Annotated in this window: 15 protein-coding genes and 1 pseudogene; 7 read left to right on the top strand and 9 right to left on the bottom strand. The window is 69.6% G+C overall.

The window, feature by feature from the left end; all coding sequences use genetic code 11:
* Positions 1 to 36 precede the first annotated feature (36 nt).
* Positions 37 to 930: a class I SAM-dependent methyltransferase gene (locus FNV62_RS41185; RefSeq protein WP_144315980.1), complete on the bottom strand. Its 894-nt coding sequence runs from the start codon at positions 928 to 930 to the stop codon at positions 37 to 39.
* Positions 931 to 1,069: 139 nt separating this feature from the next.
* Here FNV62_RS41185 and FNV62_RS41180 point away from each other — a divergent pair, with 139 nt between their 5' ends.
* Complete coding sequence (locus FNV62_RS41180; protein WP_225900560.1) at positions 1,070 to 1,840, top strand: phytanoyl-CoA dioxygenase family protein; 771 nt, start codon at positions 1,070 to 1,072, stop codon at positions 1,838 to 1,840.
* A 28-nt stretch (positions 1,841 to 1,868) separates the two neighbouring features.
* On the opposite strand, the gene FNV62_RS41175 is transcribed toward FNV62_RS41180, so the two are convergent.
* Positions 1,869 to 3,584, bottom strand: coding sequence for a glycoside hydrolase family 6 protein (locus FNV62_RS41175; RefSeq protein ID WP_144315979.1), 1,716 nt, complete (start codon positions 3,582 to 3,584; stop codon positions 1,869 to 1,871).
* Positions 3,585 to 3,708: 124 nt separating this feature from the next.
* On the bottom strand, positions 3,709 to 5,181 hold the full coding sequence (locus FNV62_RS41170) for a cellulase family glycosylhydrolase (RefSeq protein ID WP_082416619.1): 1,473 nt from the start codon (positions 5,179 to 5,181) through the stop codon (positions 3,709 to 3,711).
* A 257-nt stretch (positions 5,182 to 5,438) separates the two neighbouring features.
* Between FNV62_RS41170 and FNV62_RS41165 the strand changes: the two genes are divergently transcribed.
* Positions 5,439 to 8,360, top strand: coding sequence for a glycoside hydrolase family 48 protein (locus FNV62_RS41165; protein ID WP_144315978.1), 2,922 nt, complete (start codon positions 5,439 to 5,441; stop codon positions 8,358 to 8,360).
* Positions 8,361 to 8,592: 232 nt separating this feature from the next.
* Positions 8,593 to 11,247, top strand: a complete 2,655-nt coding sequence (locus FNV62_RS41160) for a cellulose binding domain-containing protein (protein WP_144315977.1) — start codon at positions 8,593 to 8,595, stop codon at positions 11,245 to 11,247.
* 43 nt (positions 11,248 to 11,290) lie between these two features.
* Here FNV62_RS41160 and FNV62_RS41155 read toward each other — a convergent pair.
* Both FNV62_RS41155 and FNV62_RS41150 read right to left on the bottom strand, forming a co-directional pair.
* Positions 11,291 to 13,165, bottom strand: a pseudogene (locus tag FNV62_RS41155) (rhamnogalacturonan lyase).
* A gap of 98 nt (positions 13,166 to 13,263) precedes the next feature.
* Entirely contained in the window at positions 13,264 to 14,208 is a 945-nt protein-coding gene (locus FNV62_RS41150; protein WP_144315976.1) for a helix-turn-helix transcriptional regulator, read from the bottom strand.
* Between the two features lie 40 nt (positions 14,209 to 14,248).
* On the opposite strand from FNV62_RS41150, the gene FNV62_RS41145 reads away from it, so the two are divergent.
* Positions 14,249 to 14,755: a hypothetical protein gene (locus FNV62_RS41145; RefSeq protein WP_144315975.1), complete on the top strand. Its 507-nt coding sequence runs from the start codon at positions 14,249 to 14,251 to the stop codon at positions 14,753 to 14,755.
* On the top strand, positions 14,752 to 15,222 hold the full coding sequence (locus FNV62_RS41140) for a hypothetical protein (RefSeq protein WP_060900433.1): 471 nt from the start codon (positions 14,752 to 14,754) through the stop codon (positions 15,220 to 15,222). Before FNV62_RS41145 ends, FNV62_RS41140 begins: the two co-directional genes overlap by 4 nt.
* Here FNV62_RS41140 and FNV62_RS41135 read toward each other — a convergent pair.
* Both FNV62_RS41135 and FNV62_RS41130 read right to left on the bottom strand, forming a co-directional pair.
* A complete protein-coding gene (locus tag FNV62_RS41135; protein ID WP_144315974.1) occupies positions 15,191 to 15,949 on the bottom strand; it encodes a class I SAM-dependent methyltransferase in 759 nt (252 codons plus the stop codon). The genes FNV62_RS41140 and FNV62_RS41135 overlap by 32 nt on opposite strands.
* A gap of 5 nt (positions 15,950 to 15,954) precedes the next feature.
* Positions 15,955 to 16,260: a 4a-hydroxytetrahydrobiopterin dehydratase gene (locus FNV62_RS41130; protein ID WP_060901010.1), complete on the bottom strand. Its 306-nt coding sequence runs from the start codon at positions 16,258 to 16,260 to the stop codon at positions 15,955 to 15,957.
* Between the two features lie 212 nt (positions 16,261 to 16,472).
* Here FNV62_RS41130 and FNV62_RS41125 point away from each other — a divergent pair, with 212 nt between their 5' ends.
* The gene (locus tag FNV62_RS41125) at positions 16,473 to 17,324 is read left to right on the top strand and encodes a helix-turn-helix domain-containing protein (RefSeq protein ID WP_143603451.1); all 852 of its coding nucleotides are present in this window, start codon (positions 16,473 to 16,475) and stop codon (positions 17,322 to 17,324) included.
* Positions 17,325 to 17,379: 55 nt separating this feature from the next.
* Entirely contained in the window at positions 17,380 to 18,246 is an 867-nt protein-coding gene (locus FNV62_RS41120) for a helix-turn-helix domain-containing protein (protein WP_054236665.1), read from the top strand.
* A gap of 76 nt (positions 18,247 to 18,322) precedes the next feature.
* Here the strand turns inward: FNV62_RS41120 and dnaK are convergent, their stop codons facing one another.
* Complete coding sequence (gene dnaK, locus FNV62_RS41115) at positions 18,323 to 20,191, bottom strand: molecular chaperone DnaK (protein ID WP_144315973.1); 1,869 nt, start codon at positions 20,189 to 20,191, stop codon at positions 18,323 to 18,325.
* A 130-nt stretch (positions 20,192 to 20,321) separates the two neighbouring features.
* Positions 20,322 to 20,747 (bottom strand): OsmC family protein, encoded by a 426-nt coding sequence (locus tag FNV62_RS41110; RefSeq protein WP_054236681.1) that lies wholly within the window; start codon positions 20,745 to 20,747, stop codon positions 20,322 to 20,324.
* Between the last annotated feature and the right edge of the window lie 104 nt (positions 20,748 to 20,851).

Below are 20,851 nucleotides of genomic sequence, written 5' to 3'. Positions count from 1 at the left end.
CCGGCCGGAACCACTCCGGATGCGGACCGGCCGGAACTACTCCGGCTTCACCGCGACGTGCACGGTGTGCGCCGTCAGCAGGAAGACGTCCGGTCGGTGGTACACGCTCGCCTTGTCGTCCGGGTCGAGGAGACGGTTGAGGGTGGCGAGGTCGTCCGCGTCGAGGCCGGGGGCGAGGAAGTCGCGGCGGTGGGTGAGGGAGGTGACGACGAAGGCGCGCGTCTCGTCCGAGACCGGGGCGGGGTGGTCGACGAGGAAGGTGCGGGTCGCCGTGTGGCGCAGGCCGACGGCGGTCATCAGGGCGGCCCAGTCCTCCGTCTCTCGCACCGCTCCGGGCAGCTCGTCCCGCATCCGGCCGAACCATTCGTCGTGGACCGCGTCGACACGGGACTGAAGGCCGGGGCGGCCGATGCCGATCTCGCGCGGGAAGTAGCGCATGGGCAGGCCGCCTTCCATGAGGGCGAGGGTGCCGCCGGGCGCGAGAGCGCGCGCGAAACCGGCGAGCGCGGCGCGCTGGTCGCCCACGTGATGCAGGGACCTGCTCGCCCACAGCAGGTCCGCCGGGTACTCCAAGTCACCCAGTCCGCCGCCGAGTTCGGCCCGCAAGGTGCTGAAGCGGTCGCCGACGCCGAGCCGGTCGGCACGGGCGCGGGCCCGCTCCAGCAGGGGTTCCACCTCGTCCACGGCCACGACCCGCGCCGCGGGGAAGGTGTCCGCGAGGAGACAGGAGATGACACCGGGGCCACTGCCCGCGTCCACGATCAGCCCGGTCTCGGACCGCTGGTCCCGCAGCCAGCCCGCCGCCTCGGTGTAGAGCGGGCTGAACAGCTCCGCCTCCTGCTCCAGCATGGGGATCATCTCGGCGAAGTCCATGTGGGTGTGGTCATGAGCGTGCTGGGCATTCTCGTGGTCGTGGTGGTCGTGTGCCATGGTGGTCCGCCTCTCGTCCGGGTGCGTACACAGCGTGCTCCTCGGCTCCCGGAAACGGCCAACGATGTTGCGCGAACAGCAAAAACCGCGGTCGGAAAATCTGATGCGTCCGAGGCGGTCCGTCCCCGAGCATGGCCCCATGGACGACGAGATGGTGGCGCGGTTCCTCGAGGACGGGTTCGTGAAGATCGAGGGCGCCTTCCCGCCGCGCGTCGCCGAGAGCTGCGCCCGGCTGCTGTGGAAGGAGACGGGGTACGACCCGGACGACCCCGGCACCTGGAAGGACCCCGTGCACTGGGTGAGCAGCATGGCGCAGGGCCCGTTCGCCGCCGCGGCCAACTCCCCCGCTCTGCACCAGGCCTTCGATCTGCTGGTCGGCGAGAGACGCTGGGAGCCGCGCTACGCGCTGGGCAGTTTCCCGCTGCGGTTCCCGCACACGGAGGAGCCGGACGACGCGGGCTGGCACATCGAAGGCAGTTACCTCCCCGACGGTGAGGCGCTCTACCACTCCAATCTCCGCTCGCGAGGCCGGGCCCTGCTGATGCTCTTCCTGTTCAGCGAGGTGACCGGGGCCGACGCCCCGACCCGTATCAGGGTGGGCTCGCACCTCGACGTGCCGCCGGTCCTGGAGCCGTACGGCGAGGCGGGGGCCTCGTTCCTCGAACTCGGTCCGAAGGTGGCCGAGGCCTCCGCGCACCGCCCGCTCGCCTTCGCCACCGGCCGCCCCGGCGACGTATTCCTCTGCCACCCGTTCCTGGTGCACGCGGCCCAGCCGCATCACGGCACGCGCCCGCGTTTCATGGCGCAGCCGCCGCTGTATCCGGCGGTGCCCTACGAGCTGGAGCGGGCGGACGGCGACTACTCGGCGGTGGAGTTCGCGATCCGCCGGGGGCTGGCCCAGGAGGCCTGACCCCCGACGGATCACCAGGTCGGACGTCCTACAGCGGCGGATACGCGTTCGTCATCAGCTGCTGGAACTGCGCCGAGAACCAGTGCCCCGACAGCGGGGCGTTCGGCAGCGCGCCGGACATGCTGTTGTTGTTCCGGGGGTTGCCCGTGTAGGTCGGGTCGCACATCCGGTCGAAGCCCTTGCCCTCGTCGTTGGCGATGGCGGAGCTGGAGCCGTCGGACTCACCCGGGGGCTTCATCCACACATAGGCGTCGATCCCGGTGGCCGGGGAGGCCTGCGGGCGCTCGCCGAGACCGGCACCGGCCTGGTTGCACCAGTTCCCGACGTGGATACGGCGGTCGTAGCGCCCGCCGTCGACGTAGGTGTCGACGCTGGTCGTCGCGCCGGGGCCGGTGGGCCGTGCGGTGCCGCCCCAGCCGTTCCTGGAGGTGTCGATCAGCATGCCGATGCCGGAGTTGAAGCCGACCGACACGAGCTGGTTGCGGAAGGCCTGGGCGAAGGACAGCTCGTCGACATAGCGGTTCCAGTCGACCCACTTGGACTGGCGGACGGAGGTGCCGTTCACCGTGTCGTTGATGGTGAAGTTGTTCTCCTTCAGGGCGCTGTAGTTCGCCGTGTTGGTGATGAACCCGGCGACGTCGTCGACCGTGGCGCCCTCGCTGGTGGCCGCCTGCTTGAACAGGGTCGCGGACGGGGCGAAGTTGTCGTCCCAGCCGATCCAGCCGTGGTGGCCGGCGTCCAGGTAGTTGTAGACGTTCGGGATCGCGCCGAGATTAGCGAGCGCGTAGCCCACGCCCTTCACGTAGTTGCCGTTGGCAAGCATGGTGTCGCACTGCGGGGTGGCGGTGGCCCGGCTGCCGGTGTTGGTGACGAGGTTCGGCAGCGAGTCGATCTCGATGGTCGTGACGATCCGCAGCGAGGCGTACTTGCTGTCCGCGAGGATCGCCGCGATCGGGTCGATGAACTGCGTCTTGTACTTGTCGATCTCCGTCGGGCCGAGCTCTCCGTTGGAGGCGAGGGCCGCGCAGTCACGTCCGGGCAGATCGTAGACGACCAGCTGGACGACCTCTTCGCCGCTGCCCTTCTGCGCGAGCGCCGCGTCGAGGTGGGCGCGCAGACCCATGCTGCCGCTCGCCCCGTTGATCGCGGCGATCCGGTCGAGCCAGACACCGGTGGGCTGGTTGGAGATCCGGCTGCCGCCGGTCTCCGCCGCCGCCTTCGCGGACCACTCCGGGTTCACGTAGACCTTGGCTCCGGCGTACGGGTTGTCGACTCTCCCGGAGGGGTCACTGCCTCCTCCCCCGCCTCCGCCACCACTTCCGTCGTCGACGTTGCAGGTCATCCCGTCAAGGGTGAAGGAGGTGGGCAGCGCGTTGGTGCCGCTGTAGGAGGCGTTGAAGCCGAAGCTGACCGAACCGCCGGTCGCCAGCGTCCCGTTGTAGGTCTCGTTGGCCGCGGTGACGGCGGTGCCGCTCTGGCTGATCTTCGCGTTCCAGCCCGAGGTCACCTTCTGGTTTCCGGCGTACGCCCACTTCACCGCCCAGGAGGTCTTGGCGGCGCTGTTGTTGGTGACCGTGACGGCCGCGGTGAAGCCGGTGTCCCACTGGTTCTGCACCTTGTAGTCGACGGTGCAGGGGATGGCGGCGATCCCGGCGGGGTCCGCGGGAACGGCCGCCACGGCGGTTCCCGAGGCGCCGGCGAGCAGGACGAGCGCCCCTAAGAGCGCGGATTTGGTACGACTCATGAGTGCGGGTTCCCATCTCTTCTTGTGCGGGTGTCCGTTGACTTCTTGCGCGGGTGTGCGTCGGGTTCCGGCGCGGGTGTGCGTCTGATTCCTGCGCCGGTCATCCGTTGAGGGCGCGCACCGGTCATCCGTTGAGGGCGCGCAGATGATCACGCAGCCCGACTCCGTACGACGTGGGAGTGCCGTCGTAGTCGGAGATCAGGGAGGGACCGGAGGAGCAGTCCCAGGTGTTCCAGGTCCAGCCGAGGTAGGAGAGCCCCCGGTCGTCGAACCACTTCATCGCCGTGTCGACGAAGCCGTGGGAGCAGGTGTTCTCACCGATCTCCCCCGCCACGAGCGGGACTTGGGCGGCCACCGGGGCGAGCGTCGAGTTCCAGCAGCTCTCACTGGCGCACGTGTTGAAGTTGTAGGTGTGGAAGGCGGCGACGAGGTTGCCCGTGGGATCGCTCGGCTTGTACGTCAGCCACTGGCTCAGGTCGTTGGAGTACGCGAGCCCGCCGGCCAGGATCAGGTTCCTGGCGCCGGTGCCGCGCACCGCGTCGACCAGGTCCTGCATCCCGGCGACCTCGTAGCCGATGCCCGGGCAGCTGCCGCCGTCCTTCCAGCAGGCCCACGCCTGGGCGGTGGTGGAGGTCGCGCGGTCCGGGTAGGGCTCGTTGAACAGGTCGAAGGCGACGGCCTGGTCGTCCTTGAACGTGCCGGCGACCGAGGACCAGAACGCCGGGCTGTACTGCGCGTCCGGCATCGGCTTCTGGCAGGTGGCGTGCACGTCCGAGCAGCCCGCCGAGTTCCCGGTGTACTGCCCGTGGTTCCAATGCAGTTCGACGAGCGGGGTCATCCCGTGCGCCTCGACCTTGGCGACCAGGTCCTTGACGGCGGAGATGTAGTTGGCGCCCGCGTACTCCGGTTTGATGTTGGACAGGCCGAGCCAGCACTCCTCGTTGAGCGGAATGCGGACCGTGTTGGCCTTCCAGTCGGCGATCGCCTTGACCGAGGCGTCGTCGACGGGCCCGTCGAAGATGCCGTATCCCTGGACGCACATGAACTCGCCGCCGGAGCGGTTGACGCCGAGCAGCCGCCGTGTCGTGCCGCCGGCGTCGACGAGCTTGTTCCCGGAGACGTGCAGCTCGGGTGCCGTACCGGTCGTGGGCGGCGGATCCGTCGGGGTCGGCGACGGCTCCGTGTCCACGTTGCACGTGGTCCCGTTGAGCTTGAACGTCGTGGGTACGGCGTTGCTCCCCGACCACGAGGCGAGGAACCCGGCGCTGACACTGGCCCCTGAGCCCAGCGCACCGTTCCAGCTCTCGTTGGCCGCGGTGACCGTCGTGGCGGACTGGGACCACTTGGCGTTCCAGCCCTGACCGACCTTCTGACCGTTCGCGAAGTCGAAGGTGAGACTCCAACCGCTGAGCGCGGCCCTGTTGTTGGTGATCTTCACGGCGCCCTGGAAGCCGGTGTCCCACTGGCTCGTGACGGAGTAGTCCACCGTGCACGCGGGGGTGGCTCCTGAAGCCGTGACGACCGGCGCGATCGCGGTGCCCACGAGGGCGACCGCGGCGCCGACCACTAAAAGTCCTGAACGCGGAGGGTGTCGCATGAGCGACTCCTTGCAGCTCGGGCGCGTCGTGACGGACGCGTCGACTGATGGAACCGCTCCCACTGGTGCGGATGAAGTTAGCGCCAAGTGTCGGTAAAGGACAGAGGCGTCGCACTGTTGATCAATCGAACAATTTCGACTCTTCAAGCACCTTGACCCCTTCGACCCCCCTCTCCAATATGGGAGCGCTCCCACTGGTTCAAGGCTTGTTGCTGCTCCGCCCCCCACTTCTCCGAGCCGCAAGGAGGAACCAGGACATGCACCCAAGTTCCAGAAGCAGACGCCGGAGTACCCGGCGGCTGTGGACCGCCGTGGTGGCGGCCCTCGCGCTTCCGTTCACCATGCTCGCGAATAGCTCAACTCCCGCTCAAGCAGCGGGAGTTCAGTGCAGCGTCGACTACAAGACCAATGACTGGGGCTCGGGCTTCACCGCGGATCTCACGCTCACCAACCGGGGCACGGACCCGATCAACGGCTGGACCCTGACGTACGACTACACGGGCAACCAGACGCTGACCAGCGGCTGGAACGGGACCTGGTCGCAGTCCGGCAGGACGGTCACCGCGAAGAACGCCTCCTGGAACGGGACGATCGCCGCCGGGGCAGCGGTCTCCACCGGCGCGCAGTTCACCTACAGCGGCACCAACACGGCGCCCGCCTCCTTCGCGATCAACGGCACCACCTGCACCGGCGCCCACCAGCCGCCGGTCACCGTGCTGACCAGCCCGGCCGCGGGCGCGGTCTACACACAGGGCGACGCGATACCGCTGGCCGCGACCGCGGCGGCCGCCGACAACGCGACGATCGCCAAGGTCGAGTTCTACGACGACACGACCCTGCTGGGCACGGACACCAGCTCCCCCTACACGCTGTCCACCTCCAGCTTGACCGTGGGCAGTCATTCACTGGTGGCCAAGGCCTACGACAGCCTGGGCGCCTCCGCGGCGTCCACACCGGTCGGCATCACGGTCGCCTCGGGTCCCGCCGTGGTGGCCTCGCCGACGCAACTCGGCGTCCAGCAGAGCAAATCGGGAACGTTCGCCGTACAACTTTCGAAACAGCCGGCCGCCAGCGTGACGGTGACGACCGCCCGTACGGACGGCAATACCGGACTGTCCGTCACCGGCGGCGCCTCGCTCACCTTCACCCCGGCCAACTGGAACACGGCACAGAACGTGACCGTCACCGCCGACGCCTCCGGGACCGGCGCCGCGACCTTCACGGCCTCGGCGACCGGGTACGCCAAGGCGACGGTCACGGTGACGGAGTTGGCCGCGTCGAAGGCCTACGACGCACGTTTCCTGGACCTCTACGGCAGGATCACCAACCCGGCGAACGGCTACTTCTCGCCCGAGGGCATCCCCTACCACTCGGTGGAGACGCTGATCGTCGAGGCGCCGGACCAGGGTCATGAGACGACGTCGGAGGCGTACAGCTATCTGATCTGGCTGCAGGCGATGTACGGGAAGGTCACCGGCGACTGGTCCAAGTTCAACGCCGCGTGGACGACCATGGAGACGTACATGATCCCCACCCACGCCGACCAGCCGACGAACTCCTTCTACAACGCCTCTAAGCCCGCGACCTACGCGCCGGAACTCGACACCCCGAACGAGTACCCGGCCAAGCTCGACACGGGCGTCTCCGTCGGCCCGGACCCGATCGCGGCCGAGCTGAAGAGCGCGTACGGCACGGACGACGTGTACGGCATGCACTGGCTCCAGGACGTCGACAACGTCTACGGCTACGGCAACGAGCCCGGCAAGTGCGAGGCCGGACCGACCGCGACCGGACCGTCGTACATCAACACCTTCCAGCGCGGCGCGCAGGAGTCGGTGTGGGAGACCGTGCCGCAGCCGACCTGCGACGCCTTCAAGTACGGCTCCACCAACGGCTACCTGGACCTCTTCACCGGGGACTCCTCGTACGCCAAGCAGTGGAAGTACACCGACGCGCCGGACGCCGACGCGCGGGCCGTGCAGGCCGCGTACTGGGCCGACGTGTGGGCCAAGGCGCAGGGCAAGGGCGGCGACGTGTCCGCGACCGTCGGCAAGGCGGCGAAGATGGGCGACTATCTGCGCTACGCCATGTACGACAAGTACTTCAAGAAGATCGGCAACTGTGTCGGCCCGTCGACCTGCGCGGCCGGCACCGGAAAGGACGCCTCGCACTATCTGCTCTCCTGGTACTACGCCTGGGGCGGTGCGACCGACACCTCGGCGGGCTGGGCCTGGCGCATCGGCTCCAGCCATGTCCACGGCGGCTACCAGAACCCGCTGGCCGCGTACGCGCTCAGCTCGTACGCCGATCTGAAGCCCAAGTCGTCGACAGGGACGGCCGATTGGAGCACCTCCCTCACCCGGCAGCTGGAGTTCTACCGCTGGCTTCAGTCCAACGAGGGCGCCATCGCGGGCGGCGCGACCAACAGCTGGGCGGGCCGTTACGCGACCCCGCCGGCCGGGACGCCGACCTTCTACGGCATGTACTACGACCAGCAGCCGGTGTACCACGACCCGCCGTCCAACCAGTGGTTCGGCTTCCAGGCCTGGTCCATGGAGCGGGTCGCCGAGTACTACCAGCAGACGGGGAACGCGAGCGCGAAGGCGGTCCTCGACAAGTGGGTCTCCTGGGCGCTGTCCAAGACCACGATCAACCCGGACGGCACCTATCAGATCCCCTCCACGCTCCAGTGGTCCGGCGCGCCCGACACCTGGAACGCTTCAAGTCCCGGCCCCAACACCGGACTTCACGTGACCGTCGCCGACTACACCAACGACGTCGGTGTGGCCGCCGCGTACGCCAAGACCCTGTCGTACTACGCCGCCAAGTCCGGCAACGCCCAGGCGAAGACGACGGCGAAGGCACTCCTCGACGGCATGTGGAGCAACTACCAGGACAGCCTGGGCATCGCCGTCCCGGAGACCCGCGCCGACTACAACCGCTTCGACGACACGGTCTACGTCCCGAGCGGCTGGAGCGGCAAGATGCCGAACGGCGACACGATCAACTCCACCTCGACCTTCACCTCGCTCAGGTCCTTCTACAAGAACGACCCGAACTGGTCGAAGATCGAGGCCTATCTGGCGGGCGGAGCCGCGCCCTCCTTCACGTACCACCGGTTCTGGGCCCAGGCGGACATCGCCCTGGCCATGGGCTCGTACGCGGAGCTTCTCGAATAGTCCCCGCCGGGCGCTCCGCGGGTTGGGCGGTACTTGAGCTGCGGGCCGTCCGTGGCTGGTCGCGCAGTTCCCCGCGCCCCCAGGGGCGCGGACCAGCACCGTGCCTCCAAGAGCGCCCGAAGCTCCGCGTGCGCGGTCTCGTCACCTGACGACGAGGCCACCTGGCCGGGCGGCCCCCACCCGCACTGGGGGCCGCCCGGTCGTCATGCCCTCCCTCAGAGAGGACCCCACCGTGCGAAGAACCCGTATCCTCACGGCCGTACTGGCACTGGCCGCCGGCCTGCTGGCGGGCAGTCCGTCCGCCCTCGCCTCGAGCCCCCCGACCACGACGCTCGCCGCCGACACGTACACCTGGAAGAACGCCCGGATCGACGGCGGCGGCTTCGTCCCCGGCATCGTGTTCAACCGCTCCGAGAAGAACCTCGCCTACGCCCGCACGGACATCGGCGGCGCCTACCGCTGGCAGGAGTCGACGAGGACCTGGATCCCGCTCACGGACTCGATCGGCTGGGACCGGTGGGGCCACACCGGGGTGGTCAGCCTCGCGTCCGACTCCGTCGACCCGAACAAGGTGTACGCGGCGGTCGGCACCTACACGAACAGCTGGGACCCCGGCAACGGTGCCGTGCTGCGCTCCGCCGACCGGGGCGCGAGCTGGCAGAGGACGGACCTGCCCTTCAAGCTGGGCGGGAACATGCCTGGCCGGGGCATGGGCGAGCGCCTCGCGATCGACCCCCACAAGGACAGCGTGCTGTACCTCGGCGCGCCGAGCGGCAAGGGTCTGTGGCGGTCGACGGACTCGGGTGTCACGTGGTCGCAGGTGACCAATTTCCCGAACGTCGGCACCTACGTGCAGGACGCGACCGACACGAGCGGCTACACCAGTGACAACCAGGGCATCGTGTGGGTGACCTTCGACGAGTCCACGGGCACCCCGGGAAGCGCCACGCAGACGATCTACGTCGGGGTCGCCGACCAGGACAACGCGGTCTACCGCTCGACGGACGGCGGCGCGACCTGGTCCCGGCTCGCCGGGCAGCCCACCGGCCAGCTGGCCCACAAGGGCGTCCTCGACGCCACGAACGGCTACCTCTACCTCGCCTACAGCGACAAGGGCGGCCCGTACGACGGCGGCAAGGGCCGGCTGTGGCGGTACGCGACCAGGACCGGGACCTGGACGAACATCAGCCCGGTCGCGGAGGCCGACACCTACTACGGATTCAGCGGACTGACCGTCGACCGGCAGCATCCGGGCACGGTGATGACCACGGCGTACAGCTCGTGGTGGCCGGACACCCAGATCTTCCGATCCACCGACAGCGGCGGCACCTGGACGAAGGCCTGGGACTACACCTCGTACCCGAACCGCTCGAACCGCTACACGATGGACGTGTCGTCCGTGCCCTGGCTGACGTTCCACGCGAACCCGTCACCTCCCGAGCAGTCGCCCAAACTCGGCTGGATGACCGAGGGGTTGGAGATCGACCCGTTCAACTCAGCCCGGATGATGTACGGAACGGGCGCGACGATCTACGGCACCGAGAACCTCACGAACTGGGACAGCGACAGCCAGTTCACGATTCGGCCCATGGTCCAGGGCCTGGAGGAGACGGCCGTGAACGACCTGGCCTCTCCCCCCTCCGGGGCCACCCTCCTCAGCGCCCTCGGTGACATCGGCGGCTTCCGGCACACGGACCTCACCAAGGTGCCGTCGATGATGTACACCTCGCCGAACTTCACCACGACGACGAGCCTCGACTACGCCGAGACCGACCCGAACACGGTGGTGCGCGTCGGCAACCTCGACTCGGGCCCGCACATCGCCTTCTCCACCGACAACGGCGCCAACTGGTTCGCGGGCACCGACCCTTCGGGCGTCAGCGGCGGCGGCACGGTCGCCGCGGCGTCCGACGGCAGCCGTTTCGTGTGGAGCCCGGTGGGCGCGGGGGTGCAGTACACGGCCGGCTTCGGTACGTCGTGGTCGGCGTCCGGCGGCATCCCGTCCGGCGCGATCGTGGAGTCGGACCGGGTCGACCCGATGACCTTCTACGGGTTCAAGTCCGGCAAGTTCTACGTCAGTTCGGACGGCGGCGCCACCTTCACCGCCTCCGCCGCCACCGGCCTGCCGAGCGGTGACAGCGTGCGCTTCAAGGCGCTGCCCGGTGCGAAGGGCGACGTGTGGCTGGCGGGCGGCGCGAGCGACGGCGCGTACGGGCTGTGGCACTCCGCGGACGGCGGCGCGAGCTTCACCAAGCTGTCGAACGTCGACCAGGCCGACACCATCGGCTTCGGCAAGGCGGCGACCGGCGCCTCGTACCAGACGCTCTACACCAGCGCGAAGATCGGCGGGGTGCGTGGCATCTTCCGCTCGACGGACAAGGGCGCGAGCTGGACCCGCATCAACGACGACGCCCACCAGTGGGGTTGGACCGGCGGCGCGATCACGGGAGACCCGCGGATCTACGGACGCGTGTACATCGCGACCAACGGGCGCGGAATCATCTACGGCGACGGCTCGGACACCGGTGGCGGGGGTGGCGGTACGGATCCGACGCCCCCGCCGACGGGCGCCTGCGCGGTGACGTACAAGATCACCAACCAGTGGTCGGGTGGCTTCCAGGCCGACGTGGCGCTCACCAACACCGGCACCACCGCCTGGAGCGGCTGGTCCCTCTCCTGGGCCTTCGCGGACGGACAGAAGATCGCCCAGGCCTGGAACGCCGACGCCGCCCAGTCGGGCACCACGGTCACGGCGAAGAACCTGACCTGGAACGCGAACGTGGCGGCGGGTTCGTCGGTGAGCTTCGGCTTCACGGGGAGTTGGACGGGGTCGAACACCACACCCACGTCCTTCAAGCTGGGGGATCAGACCTGCACGGTGAGCTGAGCGAGTAGGGGCGCGCGCCACACCCGGCGCGCGCCCCTACTGCTTACGGCGTGTAGACCGTCGGCCGGGGTGCCGTCGTCATCCCGTCGCCGATGAAGAAGCTCGGGTGCGGGGGCTGGTTGTAGGCGGTGTTCTGCCAGGCCAGGGCCGTGCGGTACTGGGTGTCGTGGAGGAGGGTGGTGATCCTGGTGGTCGTCTCGTAGGGGGTGGAGTAGATCCTGAGGGCCGTGTTGTCGGTCGTCGGCCAGACGACCTCCTCGCGCCAGTCTCCGAGGATGTCGCCTGACAGTGACGGAGTCGCCTTGGTGCCGTTGTTGGAGTGGACTCCCGAGCCGGTCAGCAGGCGGGTGTCGGACGAGGTGCCGTACTTGTCGATGTGGGTGTCGTCGAGGAGTTCACGGACGGGGTCGCCGTCCCACCAGGACAGGAAGTTGATGCTGCCCGGCTTGCGGGTCGCCACCACCGTTCCCTGCGGGTTGCGGACGCCGTCGGCGTGCGAGGACCAGGACTCGGCGCCCGCGCTGCCCGCCCAGACGTCATCGGAGACGCCTCGGCCGTTGTCGCCGTTGGCCGCCGTGGACCAGAGGATCGTGCCCGTCCTGGCGTCCGCCATCCAGGACGCCGGTTTCGAGGAGTCCTCGTCGACCTTGAACTCCTCCAGGCCGGGGCGGGAAGGGTCGAGGTCGCCGACGTGCATGGCGTCCCCGTGCCCGTTCTTGGTGGTCCACAGGCCGTTGCCGTTGTCGTCCACGGCCATCGAGCCGTACACGATCTCGTCCTTGCCGTCCCCGTCGACGTCCGCGACCGACAACTGGTGGTTGCCCTGGCCGTCGTAGCCCTTGCCGCTGTTGGTCGAGGAGTTGGTGTCGAAGGTCCAGCGTCGGGTGAAGGCGCCGCCCCGCCAGTCTCAGGCGGCGATGACGGTACGGGTGTAGTAGCCGCGCGCCATGACGAGGGAGGGCCGGGAGCCGTCCAAGTAGGCCGTTCCCGCGAGGAATCGGTCGACGCGGTTGCCGTACGAGTCACCCCAGGAGGAGACCGTGCCGCGCGCCGGGACATAGTCGACGGTGCCCATGGCGGCGCCCGTCTGCCCGTTGAACATGGTCAGGTACTCGGGCCCGGACAGTACGTATCCGCTGGAGTTCCGGTAGTCGGCGGAGGAACTGCCGATCACCGTGCCCCGGCCGTCCGTCGTCCCGTCCGCCGTCTTCATGGCGACCTCGGCCTTGCCGTCGCCGTCGTAGTCGTACACCTGGAACTGTGTGTAGTGCGCGCCCGAGCGGATGTTCCTGCCCAGGTCGATGCGCCACAGGCGGGTGCCGTCGAGCTTGATGCCGTCGATGACGGTGTTGCCGGTGTAGCCGGACTGGGAGTTGTCCTTGGCGTTGGTGGGCTGCCACTTGAGGACGAAGTCGAGCTGGCCGTCCCCGTCGAGGTCGCCGACGGAGACGTCGTTGGCCTCGTAGGTGTAGGCGACCCCGTCGGGAGTGGTGCCGCCCGCGGGCGGGGTGATGGGCACGTCCTTGTATCCGGTGCGGAACTGGACGGCGTGGACGGAGTCGGCCTGCTCGACGCCGTTCACGATCGCGCGCACCGTGTAGTCGGCCTGGGCGGGCGCGCCCGAGTGGAAGTAGTTCGTGGAGCCGGTGATCGGCGTCGAGTTGACCAACGTACCGGCCTGGTAGACGTTGAACGACACGTCGTTCGGGTCGGTGCCGAGCCAGCGCCAGCTGACCAGGTTGCCGCTGTCGGTGTGGACACTGACGACGCCCCGGTCGAGGGCCTCCACCTGGCGGGCGGTGGCCGCCTGCGCGGTGCCGGTGCCGAGGGCGGTGAGCCCGGCGGCGATCAGGGCGGCCGTGGTCACCAGGGCCGAGCCGATGGCGCGTCTGCGGTGCTGCCTGTGCGAGTGCTGCACGATGGTTACCTCCTGGGAGGACAGACTGCTTCTGTCCCCTCAGTCGCCGCGGCGGGCAGCGGAGTTGCCGCCCTCGGACACCTGCGTGCAAGCGCTCTCTACGCGTACAGGCGGACCAGTGCCGCCACCGTGCGCGCGATGCGCTCCCGCAGTTCGGCGGGCTCCAGCACCTCGATCGCCGCGCCCAGTCCGAGGAATGCGTCGTGAGCCTGGTCGATGGACTCGATGGGGACGGTGACGCGCGTCCAACCGTCCTGATCCACACGGCCGTCGACCTCGGCGGCCCGGGCCGCCGGGCCGGTGAGAACGGTTCCCGGCGCGATCCGGATCACGGCCTCGGCGCGGTGCAGCCGGTCGTGGAACTCCTGTTGGTACGCCGTCCAGTACGCGGCCAGGTCGAACGTCTCCGGGCGGCTGAACTCCTCTTCCATCGCGGTGAGTTCGAGAATCTGGTCGACGCGGAACGTACGAGGACCGGGGCCCGCGACGACGTACCAGCGGCCCGCCTTCAGGACCAGGCCGTACGGTTCCAGGCGGCGCCGCACATCCGTGGGCTCGCGCCAGCGGCGGTACAGGACGTGCAGCACCCGTGCGTTCCAGACGGCGTCGGCGACGGCGGGGAGGTACGGGGTGTCGTCGGCGTCCGCGTACCAGCCGGGGGCGTCCAGGTGGAAGCGGCCGCTGATCCGGTCGGCGTGCGTGCGCAGCTCGCGCGGGAGGGCGGCGCGCACCTTCAGCTGGGCGGCGGCCAGGACCGGACCGAGGCCCATTTCGGCGGCGGGGCCGGGGACGCCGGCGAGGAAGAGGGCCTCGGCCTCCCCCTCCGTGAGGCCGGTGAGACGGGTGCGGTAGCCGTCGAGGAGGCGGTAGCCGCCGGCGTGCCCCGCGTCGCCGTACAGCGGGACGCCCGCCGCGCTCAGTGCCTCGACGTCCCGGTAGACCGTGCGCACCGAGACGTCGAGCTCCTCGGCGAGGTCTGCGGCGGTCATCCGGCCGCGGGTCTGGAGCAGCAGGAGGATCGAGACGAGTCGGCTGGACTTCACTGACACAGGATGTCAGTGAAGTCCGCCTAGCGTGCGCGTCATGGCTTCCACGACCTCGCCGAACTCCTCGGGCTTCAGGGAGAAACTGCTGACCGTGCCGCCGCCCATCGAGGTGGCGGGACGACGGATCAAGCGCTACCACGTCACCGCGGGCCCGGCCGGTATCGCACCCGACGTCGAGGCGGCGGCGTACGCGATGCTGCCGAAACTGCTGCCGGAGCCCGACGGCACACCGCCCGCGACCTTCGTCGTACTGCACCGGGGCGGCGACGACGGCGCCTACCTCAACGCGTACAGCTGGGTGTGGGACAACGTCCTGCACTTCCGCGGCGCGTCGGCGGGCCAGCCGGTCCTGGGCTGCCCCGACCGGGACCCCACGCACTTCATCACACCCGACCTCCCCTGGATCGGCTGCGTCTGGGAGCTGCCGCCGATCCTGCACGAACGCGACGCCTGGGTACGGCACATGCTCGCGCCCGACGCCCCCGACCTCGACGCCTACCTCGCCGACTCCCTCCCCGAGGGCACGACTGGAGACCGCTCATGAGCAGCCCGCACGACTTCGACTTCTTCCACGGCGAGTGGGACGTCCACCACCGGCGTCTGAGCGACTTCCTCGACCCCGACAGCGGCTGGGAGGAGTTCGAGGCCACGAACCGCTGCTGGAGCCTGTTCGACGGCGCCGCGAACATCGACGAGATGACGGTGCCCGGTGAGGGCTGGCAGGGGCTCACCCTGCGGCTCTTCGACCCGGCGGCGCGGGTGTGGTCGCTGAACTGGTCGTCGAGCCGCAGCGGGAAGCTGTTTCCGCCGGTGGTGGGGCGGTTCGGGCCCGACGGGCGCGGCGAGTTCCACGGCGACGACACGCACGACGGGAAGGACGTGCGGGTGCGGTTCGTCTGGTCGGGGATCTCCCCGACCACGGCCCGCTGGGAGCAGGCCTTCTCCGTGGACGGGGAGAAGACATGGGTGACCAACTGGGTCATGGAGTTCGCGCGGCGGGGATCTTCCTGAACGCGCGGAGAGCGAACTGCGGGTCGGGGCGCGGGACTTCCTGATCGGGCAGCGCTTCGAGCAGCGTGACGAAACGCTCGGCCAGCGGGTCGTCCGGGGGGATCCGGGTGAACCAGCCGCGGCGCAGGTCCGCCACCGTGCTGCGCGGGCTGCGGCCCTGGCCGTGGCCCCGGAAACGAGCCCCACCGGTCGGGGCCAGGCCGTGCTCGACGGCGTACGCCTCCACGTCCTCGGGGCGGTCCTGGGCTGGGCGGCGCGGGCGGGAGGCGAGTACGGCGTCGATGTCGCTGCCCACGTCGTGCGCGGCGGCCTTGTCGACGGTGGTGACGTACACCCCGCCCGGGCGCAGGACCCGCGCGCACTCGGCGACGATGGCGCGGACGTCCTCGGCGCCGTCGACCAGATGGAGCAGCCAGACGCTGGTGACGGCGTCGAACGAGGCGTCGGGGAAGGGCAGTCGGCGGCTGTCGGCGCGGACCACCGCGCCCGGGAGCCGTGCCGCCGCCATCCGGGCCATGCCCTGCGCGGCGTCCGCGCCCGTCACCCGGAGTGTCGGGCGGGCGGCGGCGAGGCGGCGCGTGACGATTCCGGTGCCGCACGCGACGTCGAGCAGGGCCTGAACGTCGTCGGGGACGAGGCCGAGTACGGCGTCCGCGGCGGCGGCCGCTCTGGGCTCACCGCCCCTGCTGGCGTCGTACGCGTCGGCTTCCTTGTCGTAGTCCAGCATGCGGATCAGTGTGCGCCATGTCCCGGAGCCAGTGCCTCCACCCTGCGGGCGAGGTTGAGGTCGAGCTCGGTGACGGCGCCGCCGACGCTGTGGGTGTTCACGGTGAGGGAGATCGTGTTGTAGCCGAGGGTGAGGTCGGAGTGGTGGTCGAGCTCCTCCTGTACCTGGGCGATGTGTACGACCATCGCGGTCGCGGCGAAGTGGGAGGGGAGGTGGTAGGAGCGGGCGAGGTGGTCGCCGTCCAGCGACCAGCCGGGCAGCTCCGCGAGCTGATCCTCGATCTCCTTCTGCGACAGGGGTTCGACGGGCATGGCCTCGCTCCGTTCTTCTGTGCGGTGGGGTGCGGTGGGGACTGTTCCTCAGCCTGCCACAGTCCCCCGAACAGGGCTCTCCGGCGCACCCGTCTTCGACTGCGGGTGTGTGGGGCCCGGTCGCGCGGTTCCCCGCGCCCCTGGAAACCCGGACCGTCCGGCGTTCGAGGGCCCGGCCCACGTCGGGAGCGTTCCTCGGTTACGGTCGGCGTATGTCCATCGTCGCCGCAGGTCCGACCAGGCCCTCAACCACCCCTGCCGGCAAAGGCGTCGGTCCGCTGCTGCGCGGCTGGCGGGAGCAGCGCCGGGTCAGCCAGCTGGAACTGGCGCTGCGGGCCGACTCCTCGGCCCGCCACATCAGCTTCATCGAGACCGGCCGCTCCCGACCGAGCGAGGAGATGGTGCTGCGGCTGGCCGAGCACCTCGACGTCCCCGTACGGGAACGCAACGCGCTGCTGCTCGCCGCCGGCTACGCGCCCCACTACCCGGAGACCCCCCTCGACGACCCCTCGATGGACGCCCTGCGCCAGGGCATGGAGCGGCTGATCCAGGGCTACGAGCCCTACCCGGCGCTGGTGGTCGACGCCACGTACACCGTGCTCGCCGCCAACCGTGGCATCGCCATGCTTCTGGAGGGCGTCTCCGAGTCGCTGCTCGCGCCGCCGCTGAACGCGATGCGGCTGACCCTCCACCCGGAGGGCCTGGCGCCGCGGATCCGCAACCACCGCGAGTGGCGCGACCACCTGCTCGCGCAGATGGAACGGCAGATCGCCCTGGACCGCTCCGAGCCCCTGCGCGCGCTCCACGAGGAGGTGGCGGCCTACCCGGTACCGGAGCAGGAACGGGGAGGGGATGGGGAAGGGGAACTGGACGGTGGCGTCGAGCCCGTTCCCTATTTCGCGCTCCCCCTGCAGATCGAGCACGGCGGGCGCGTGCTGTCCTTCATCTCCTCCATCTCCACTTTCAACACCCCGATGGACGTGACCGTCGCCGAGCTGGCCATCGAGACGTTTCTGCCCGCGGATCCGGCGACGGTCAAATACCTTCAGTCACTGGTGTCTTGACGGAGCGTCGCCGATCCGTTTGAGTGGTGGCTTCGGCGCTTGGGGAGGGCGTGGCGTGAGTGAGCGGCGGGCTGCGCCCACCGTGGGGCAAGTGGTGCTCGGGCGGCGGCTGCAGGAATTGCGGGAGGCCACCGGGCTGAAGCGGGAAGAAGCCGCGCGTGTCCTGCGTGTCGCCCCGGCGACGGTGCGGCGGATGGAGATGGCCGAGGTCGCCCTCAAGATCCCATACCTCCAGGTGCTGCTGACGACGTACGGCGTGGCCGACGACGAGGTGGCCGCCTTCGTCGCGCTGGCCGAGGAGGCGAACCAGCCGGGCTGGTGGCAGCGGTTCCACGATGTGCTGCCGGACTGGTTCAGCATGCACGTCAGCCTGGAGGGCGCCGCCCGTCTGATCCGCTCGTACGAGCCGCACTTCGTGCCCGGGCTGCTGCAGACCGAGGAGTACGCGCGCGCCGTGCTGGAGGCGGGAACGGTGGGCCAGACGGGTCCCGAGGCCATCGAGCGGCATGTGACGTTGCGCATGACGCGGCAGCAGCTGCTGCTGGGGCGCGAGCACCGGCCCCACCTCTGGGTGATCATGGACGAGACCGCGCTGCGGCGTCCGGTGAGCATCCGTGGCGAGGTCATGCGGGACCAGATCGACCGGCTGCTGCGGGAGATGGAGAGCGACGACATCTCCGTCCAGGTCGCCGAGTACGCGAGCGGCCCGCATCCGGGGACGTACACCTCCTTCGCGCTGTTCCGCTTCGCGGAGCCGGAACTGCCCGACATGGTCTACAGCGAGTACCTGACCGGTGCCATCTACCTCGACTCGCGCGCCGAGGTGGCCATGCATCTGGAAGTGCTGGACCACATGTCCGCCCACGCCGCCTCCGTGCCCCGCACCAAGGAGATCCTGCGGGAGATCCGGGACTCCTACTGAGAGGTTCCGGGAGAGGCGTTCTTGGTGAGGAGTTCCCAGGGAGGGGCTCGCCGAGAGCCCCTCACCGGGAGGCTCCTTACGCCGCGCCGCCCCTCGTCTCCCTCTCGTCGTCCACGATCTCGGCGTCCACCACGCCCTCCTCCTCCGCCGCCGTGGTGTGCTGGGCGGCCGGCTCCTCCCGGGGCGTCTGCTGGGCCTGGGCGTACATGGCCTGGCCCATCTTCTGGCTCACCGAGGCCAGATTCTCGACGCCGCCGCGCAGGGCGGTGGTGTCGGTGGCGGAGTCCTCCAGGAGGCGCTTGAGGTCGGCGACGGCGGACTCGACCTCGGGTTTCGTCTCGGAGGCGATGCGTTCGTCGTTCTCCCGGAGGAACTTCTCGGTCTGGTAGACGAGTTGTTCGGCCTGGTTGCGGGTCTCGGCGGCCTCGCGGCGCGCGCGGTCCTCCTCGGCGTACTGCTCGGCCTCGCGCATCATGCGGTCGATGTCGTTCTTGGGGAGCGCGGAGCCGCCTGTGACGGTCATCTTCTGTTCGCGCCCGGTGGCGAGGTCCTTCGCGGAGACGTGCATGATCCCGTTGGCGTCGATGTCGAAGGCGACCTCGATCTGCGGGACTCCGCGGGGTGCGGGCGGCAGCCCGGTGAGGTCGAAGACGCCGAGCTTCTTGTTGTACGCGGCGATCTCGCGTTCGCCCTGGTAGACCTGGATACCGACCGAGGGCTGGTTGTCCACGGCCGTGGTGAAGATCTCCGAACGGCGGGTCGGGATCGTGGTGTTGCGCTCGATGAGCCTGGTCATGATGCCGCCCTTGGTCTCGATGCCGAGGGACAGCGGGGTGACGTCGAGGAGCAGGACGTCCTTCACGTCCCCCCTGATGACTCCCGCCTGGAGGGCCGCGCCGAGCGCCACGACCTCGTCCGGGTTGACGCCCTTGTGCGGGTCCTTGCCGGTGAGTTCCCTGACCAGGTCCGTGACGGCGGGCATCCGGGTCGAGCCGCCGACCAGGATGACGTGGTCGACCGCGGCGATCTTGACGCCCGCGTCCTTGACCGCCTGGTGGAAGGGGGTCTTGCAGCGGTCGAGCAGATCGGCGGTCAGCTCCTGGAACTGGGCGCGGGTCAGTTTCGCCTCGAGGTGCAGGGGGCCGTCGGCAGTGGCGGTGATGTAGGGCAGGTTGACGCTGGTCTCGGAGGAGCTGGACAGTTCGATCTTGGCTTTCTCGGCGCCCTCGCGCAGCCGTTGCATCGCCATCTTGTCGTGGCCGAGATCGATGCCGTACGAGGCCTTGAAGCGCTGTGCGAGGTGTTCGACGATCCGCTGGTCCCAGTCGTCGCCGCCGAGTCGGGTGTCGCCGTTGGTGGCCTTGACCTCGATGACGCCGTCGCCGATCTCCAGGAGCGAGACGTCGAAGGTGCCGCCGCCCAGGTCGAAGACGAGGACGGTCTGCTCCTCGCCCCGGTCGAGGCCGTAGGCGAGGGCGGCGGCCGTCGGCTCGTTGATGATCCGCAGCACCTTCAGGCCCGCGATCTCGCCCGCTTCCTTGGTGGCCTGGCGCTGGGCGTCGTCGAAGTACGCGGGCACGGTGATCACGGCGTCCGTGACGTCCTCGCCGAGGTAGGCCTCCGCGTCCCGCTTCAGCTTCTGCAGAACGCGCGCCGACAGTTCCTGGGCGCGGTAGCGGGTGCCGTCGACGGAGCCCTTCTCCGGGAAGCGCCAGCTCGCGTCGCCCATGTGGCGCTTGACCGAGCGCGCGGTGCGCTCCACGTTCGTCACCGCCTGCCGTTTGGCGACCTCGCCGACGAGCACCTCGCCGTTCTTGGCGAAGGCCACCACGGAGGGGGTGGTGCGCGCACCCTCCGCGTTGGTCACGACGGTGGGGTCGCCGCCTTCCAGGAGGGCCACCACCGAGTTCGTCGTACCGAGGTCGATCCCGACCGCACGTGCCATGTCCGTCCCCTTCCGCCAGGGCGCTGCCCACCTTCAAGCACAAAACTTGAGTGCGTTCTTGTCAATGGGGCGGACATGACAGCGCCGCGGGCCCTGCGCGGGGACCGCGGCGCCGTACTGCTCCCGGACGTCAGGCCAGCTTGGCCGTCAGGGTGATCGTCGTGCCGGTCAGCGCCGCGCTGACCGGGCAGTTCTTCTTCGCGTCCTCGGCCGCCGCGACGAAGCCGTCGTTGTCGAGGCCCGGCACCGTGCCCTCCACGGTCAGGTGGATGCCGGTGATGCCCTCGCCGGGCTGGAAGGTGACGTCGGCGTTGGTGACGAGCTTGGTGGGCGGGGTGCCCGCGCCCGCGAGGGCGTGCGACAGCGCCATGGAGAAGCAGCTGGAGTGGGCGGCGGCGATCAGCTCCTCGGGGCTGGTCCTGCCGTTGGCGTCCTGCGCCCGCGACGCCCACGTCACCGGCTGCTGGCCGATGCCGGAGGAGTCGAAGGTGACGACGCCGCTGCCCTCGAGCAGGTTGCCTTCCCACACGGTGTGCGCGGTGCGCGTGGTTGCCACGATGATTCCCTTCGATGGGGTCCCGTTTTCGGGGTCCGTGCGCACCATCCGATCACACCTGCGCGCGACTCACCCAGAATGACGGCTCACCGAGACCGCGAAGA

It is taken from the genome of Streptomyces sp. RLB3-17 (assembly GCF_007113425.2).
GTDB lineage: Bacteria > Actinomycetota > Actinomycetes > Streptomycetales > Streptomycetaceae > Streptomyces > Streptomyces mirabilis_D.
Note: the sequence above shows the minus strand (reverse complement) of the source record. Positions and strands in the feature narration are given on the sequence as shown.

What these genes read in the sequence shown, in the direction of transcription:
- FNV62_RS41180 (WP_225900560.1), top strand. Translation starts at nt 1,070, where the DNA reads ATGGACGACGAGATGGTGGCGCGGTTCCTCGAGGACGGGTTCGTGAAG.
- FNV62_RS41185 (WP_144315980.1), bottom strand. Translation starts at nt 930, where the DNA reads ATGGCACACGACCACCACGACCACGAGAATGCCCAGCACGCTCATGAC.
- FNV62_RS41140 (WP_060900433.1), top strand. Translation starts at nt 14,752, where the DNA reads ATGAGCAGCCCGCACGACTTCGACTTCTTCCACGGCGAGTGGGACGTC.
- FNV62_RS41165 (WP_144315978.1), top strand. Translation starts at nt 5,439, where the DNA reads ATGCACCCAAGTTCCAGAAGCAGACGCCGGAGTACCCGGCGGCTGTGG.
- FNV62_RS41175 (WP_144315979.1), bottom strand. Translation starts at nt 3,584, where the DNA reads ATGAGTCGTACCAAATCCGCGCTCTTAGGGGCGCTCGTCCTGCTCGCC.
- FNV62_RS41145 (WP_144315975.1), top strand. Translation starts at nt 14,249, where the DNA reads ATGGCTTCCACGACCTCGCCGAACTCCTCGGGCTTCAGGGAGAAACTG.
- dnaK (WP_144315973.1), bottom strand. Translation starts at nt 20,191, where the DNA reads ATGGCACGTGCGGTCGGGATCGACCTCGGTACGACGAACTCGGTGGTG.
- FNV62_RS41130 (WP_060901010.1), bottom strand. Translation starts at nt 16,260, where the DNA reads ATGCCCGTCGAACCCCTGTCGCAGAAGGAGATCGAGGATCAGCTCGCG.
- FNV62_RS41135 (WP_144315974.1), bottom strand. Translation starts at nt 15,949, where the DNA reads ATGCTGGACTACGACAAGGAAGCCGACGCGTACGACGCCAGCAGGGGC.
- FNV62_RS41125 (WP_143603451.1), top strand. Translation starts at nt 16,473, where the DNA reads ATGTCCATCGTCGCCGCAGGTCCGACCAGGCCCTCAACCACCCCTGCC.
- FNV62_RS41170 (WP_082416619.1), bottom strand. Translation starts at nt 5,181, where the DNA reads ATGCGACACCCTCCGCGTTCAGGACTTTTAGTGGTCGGCGCCGCGGTC.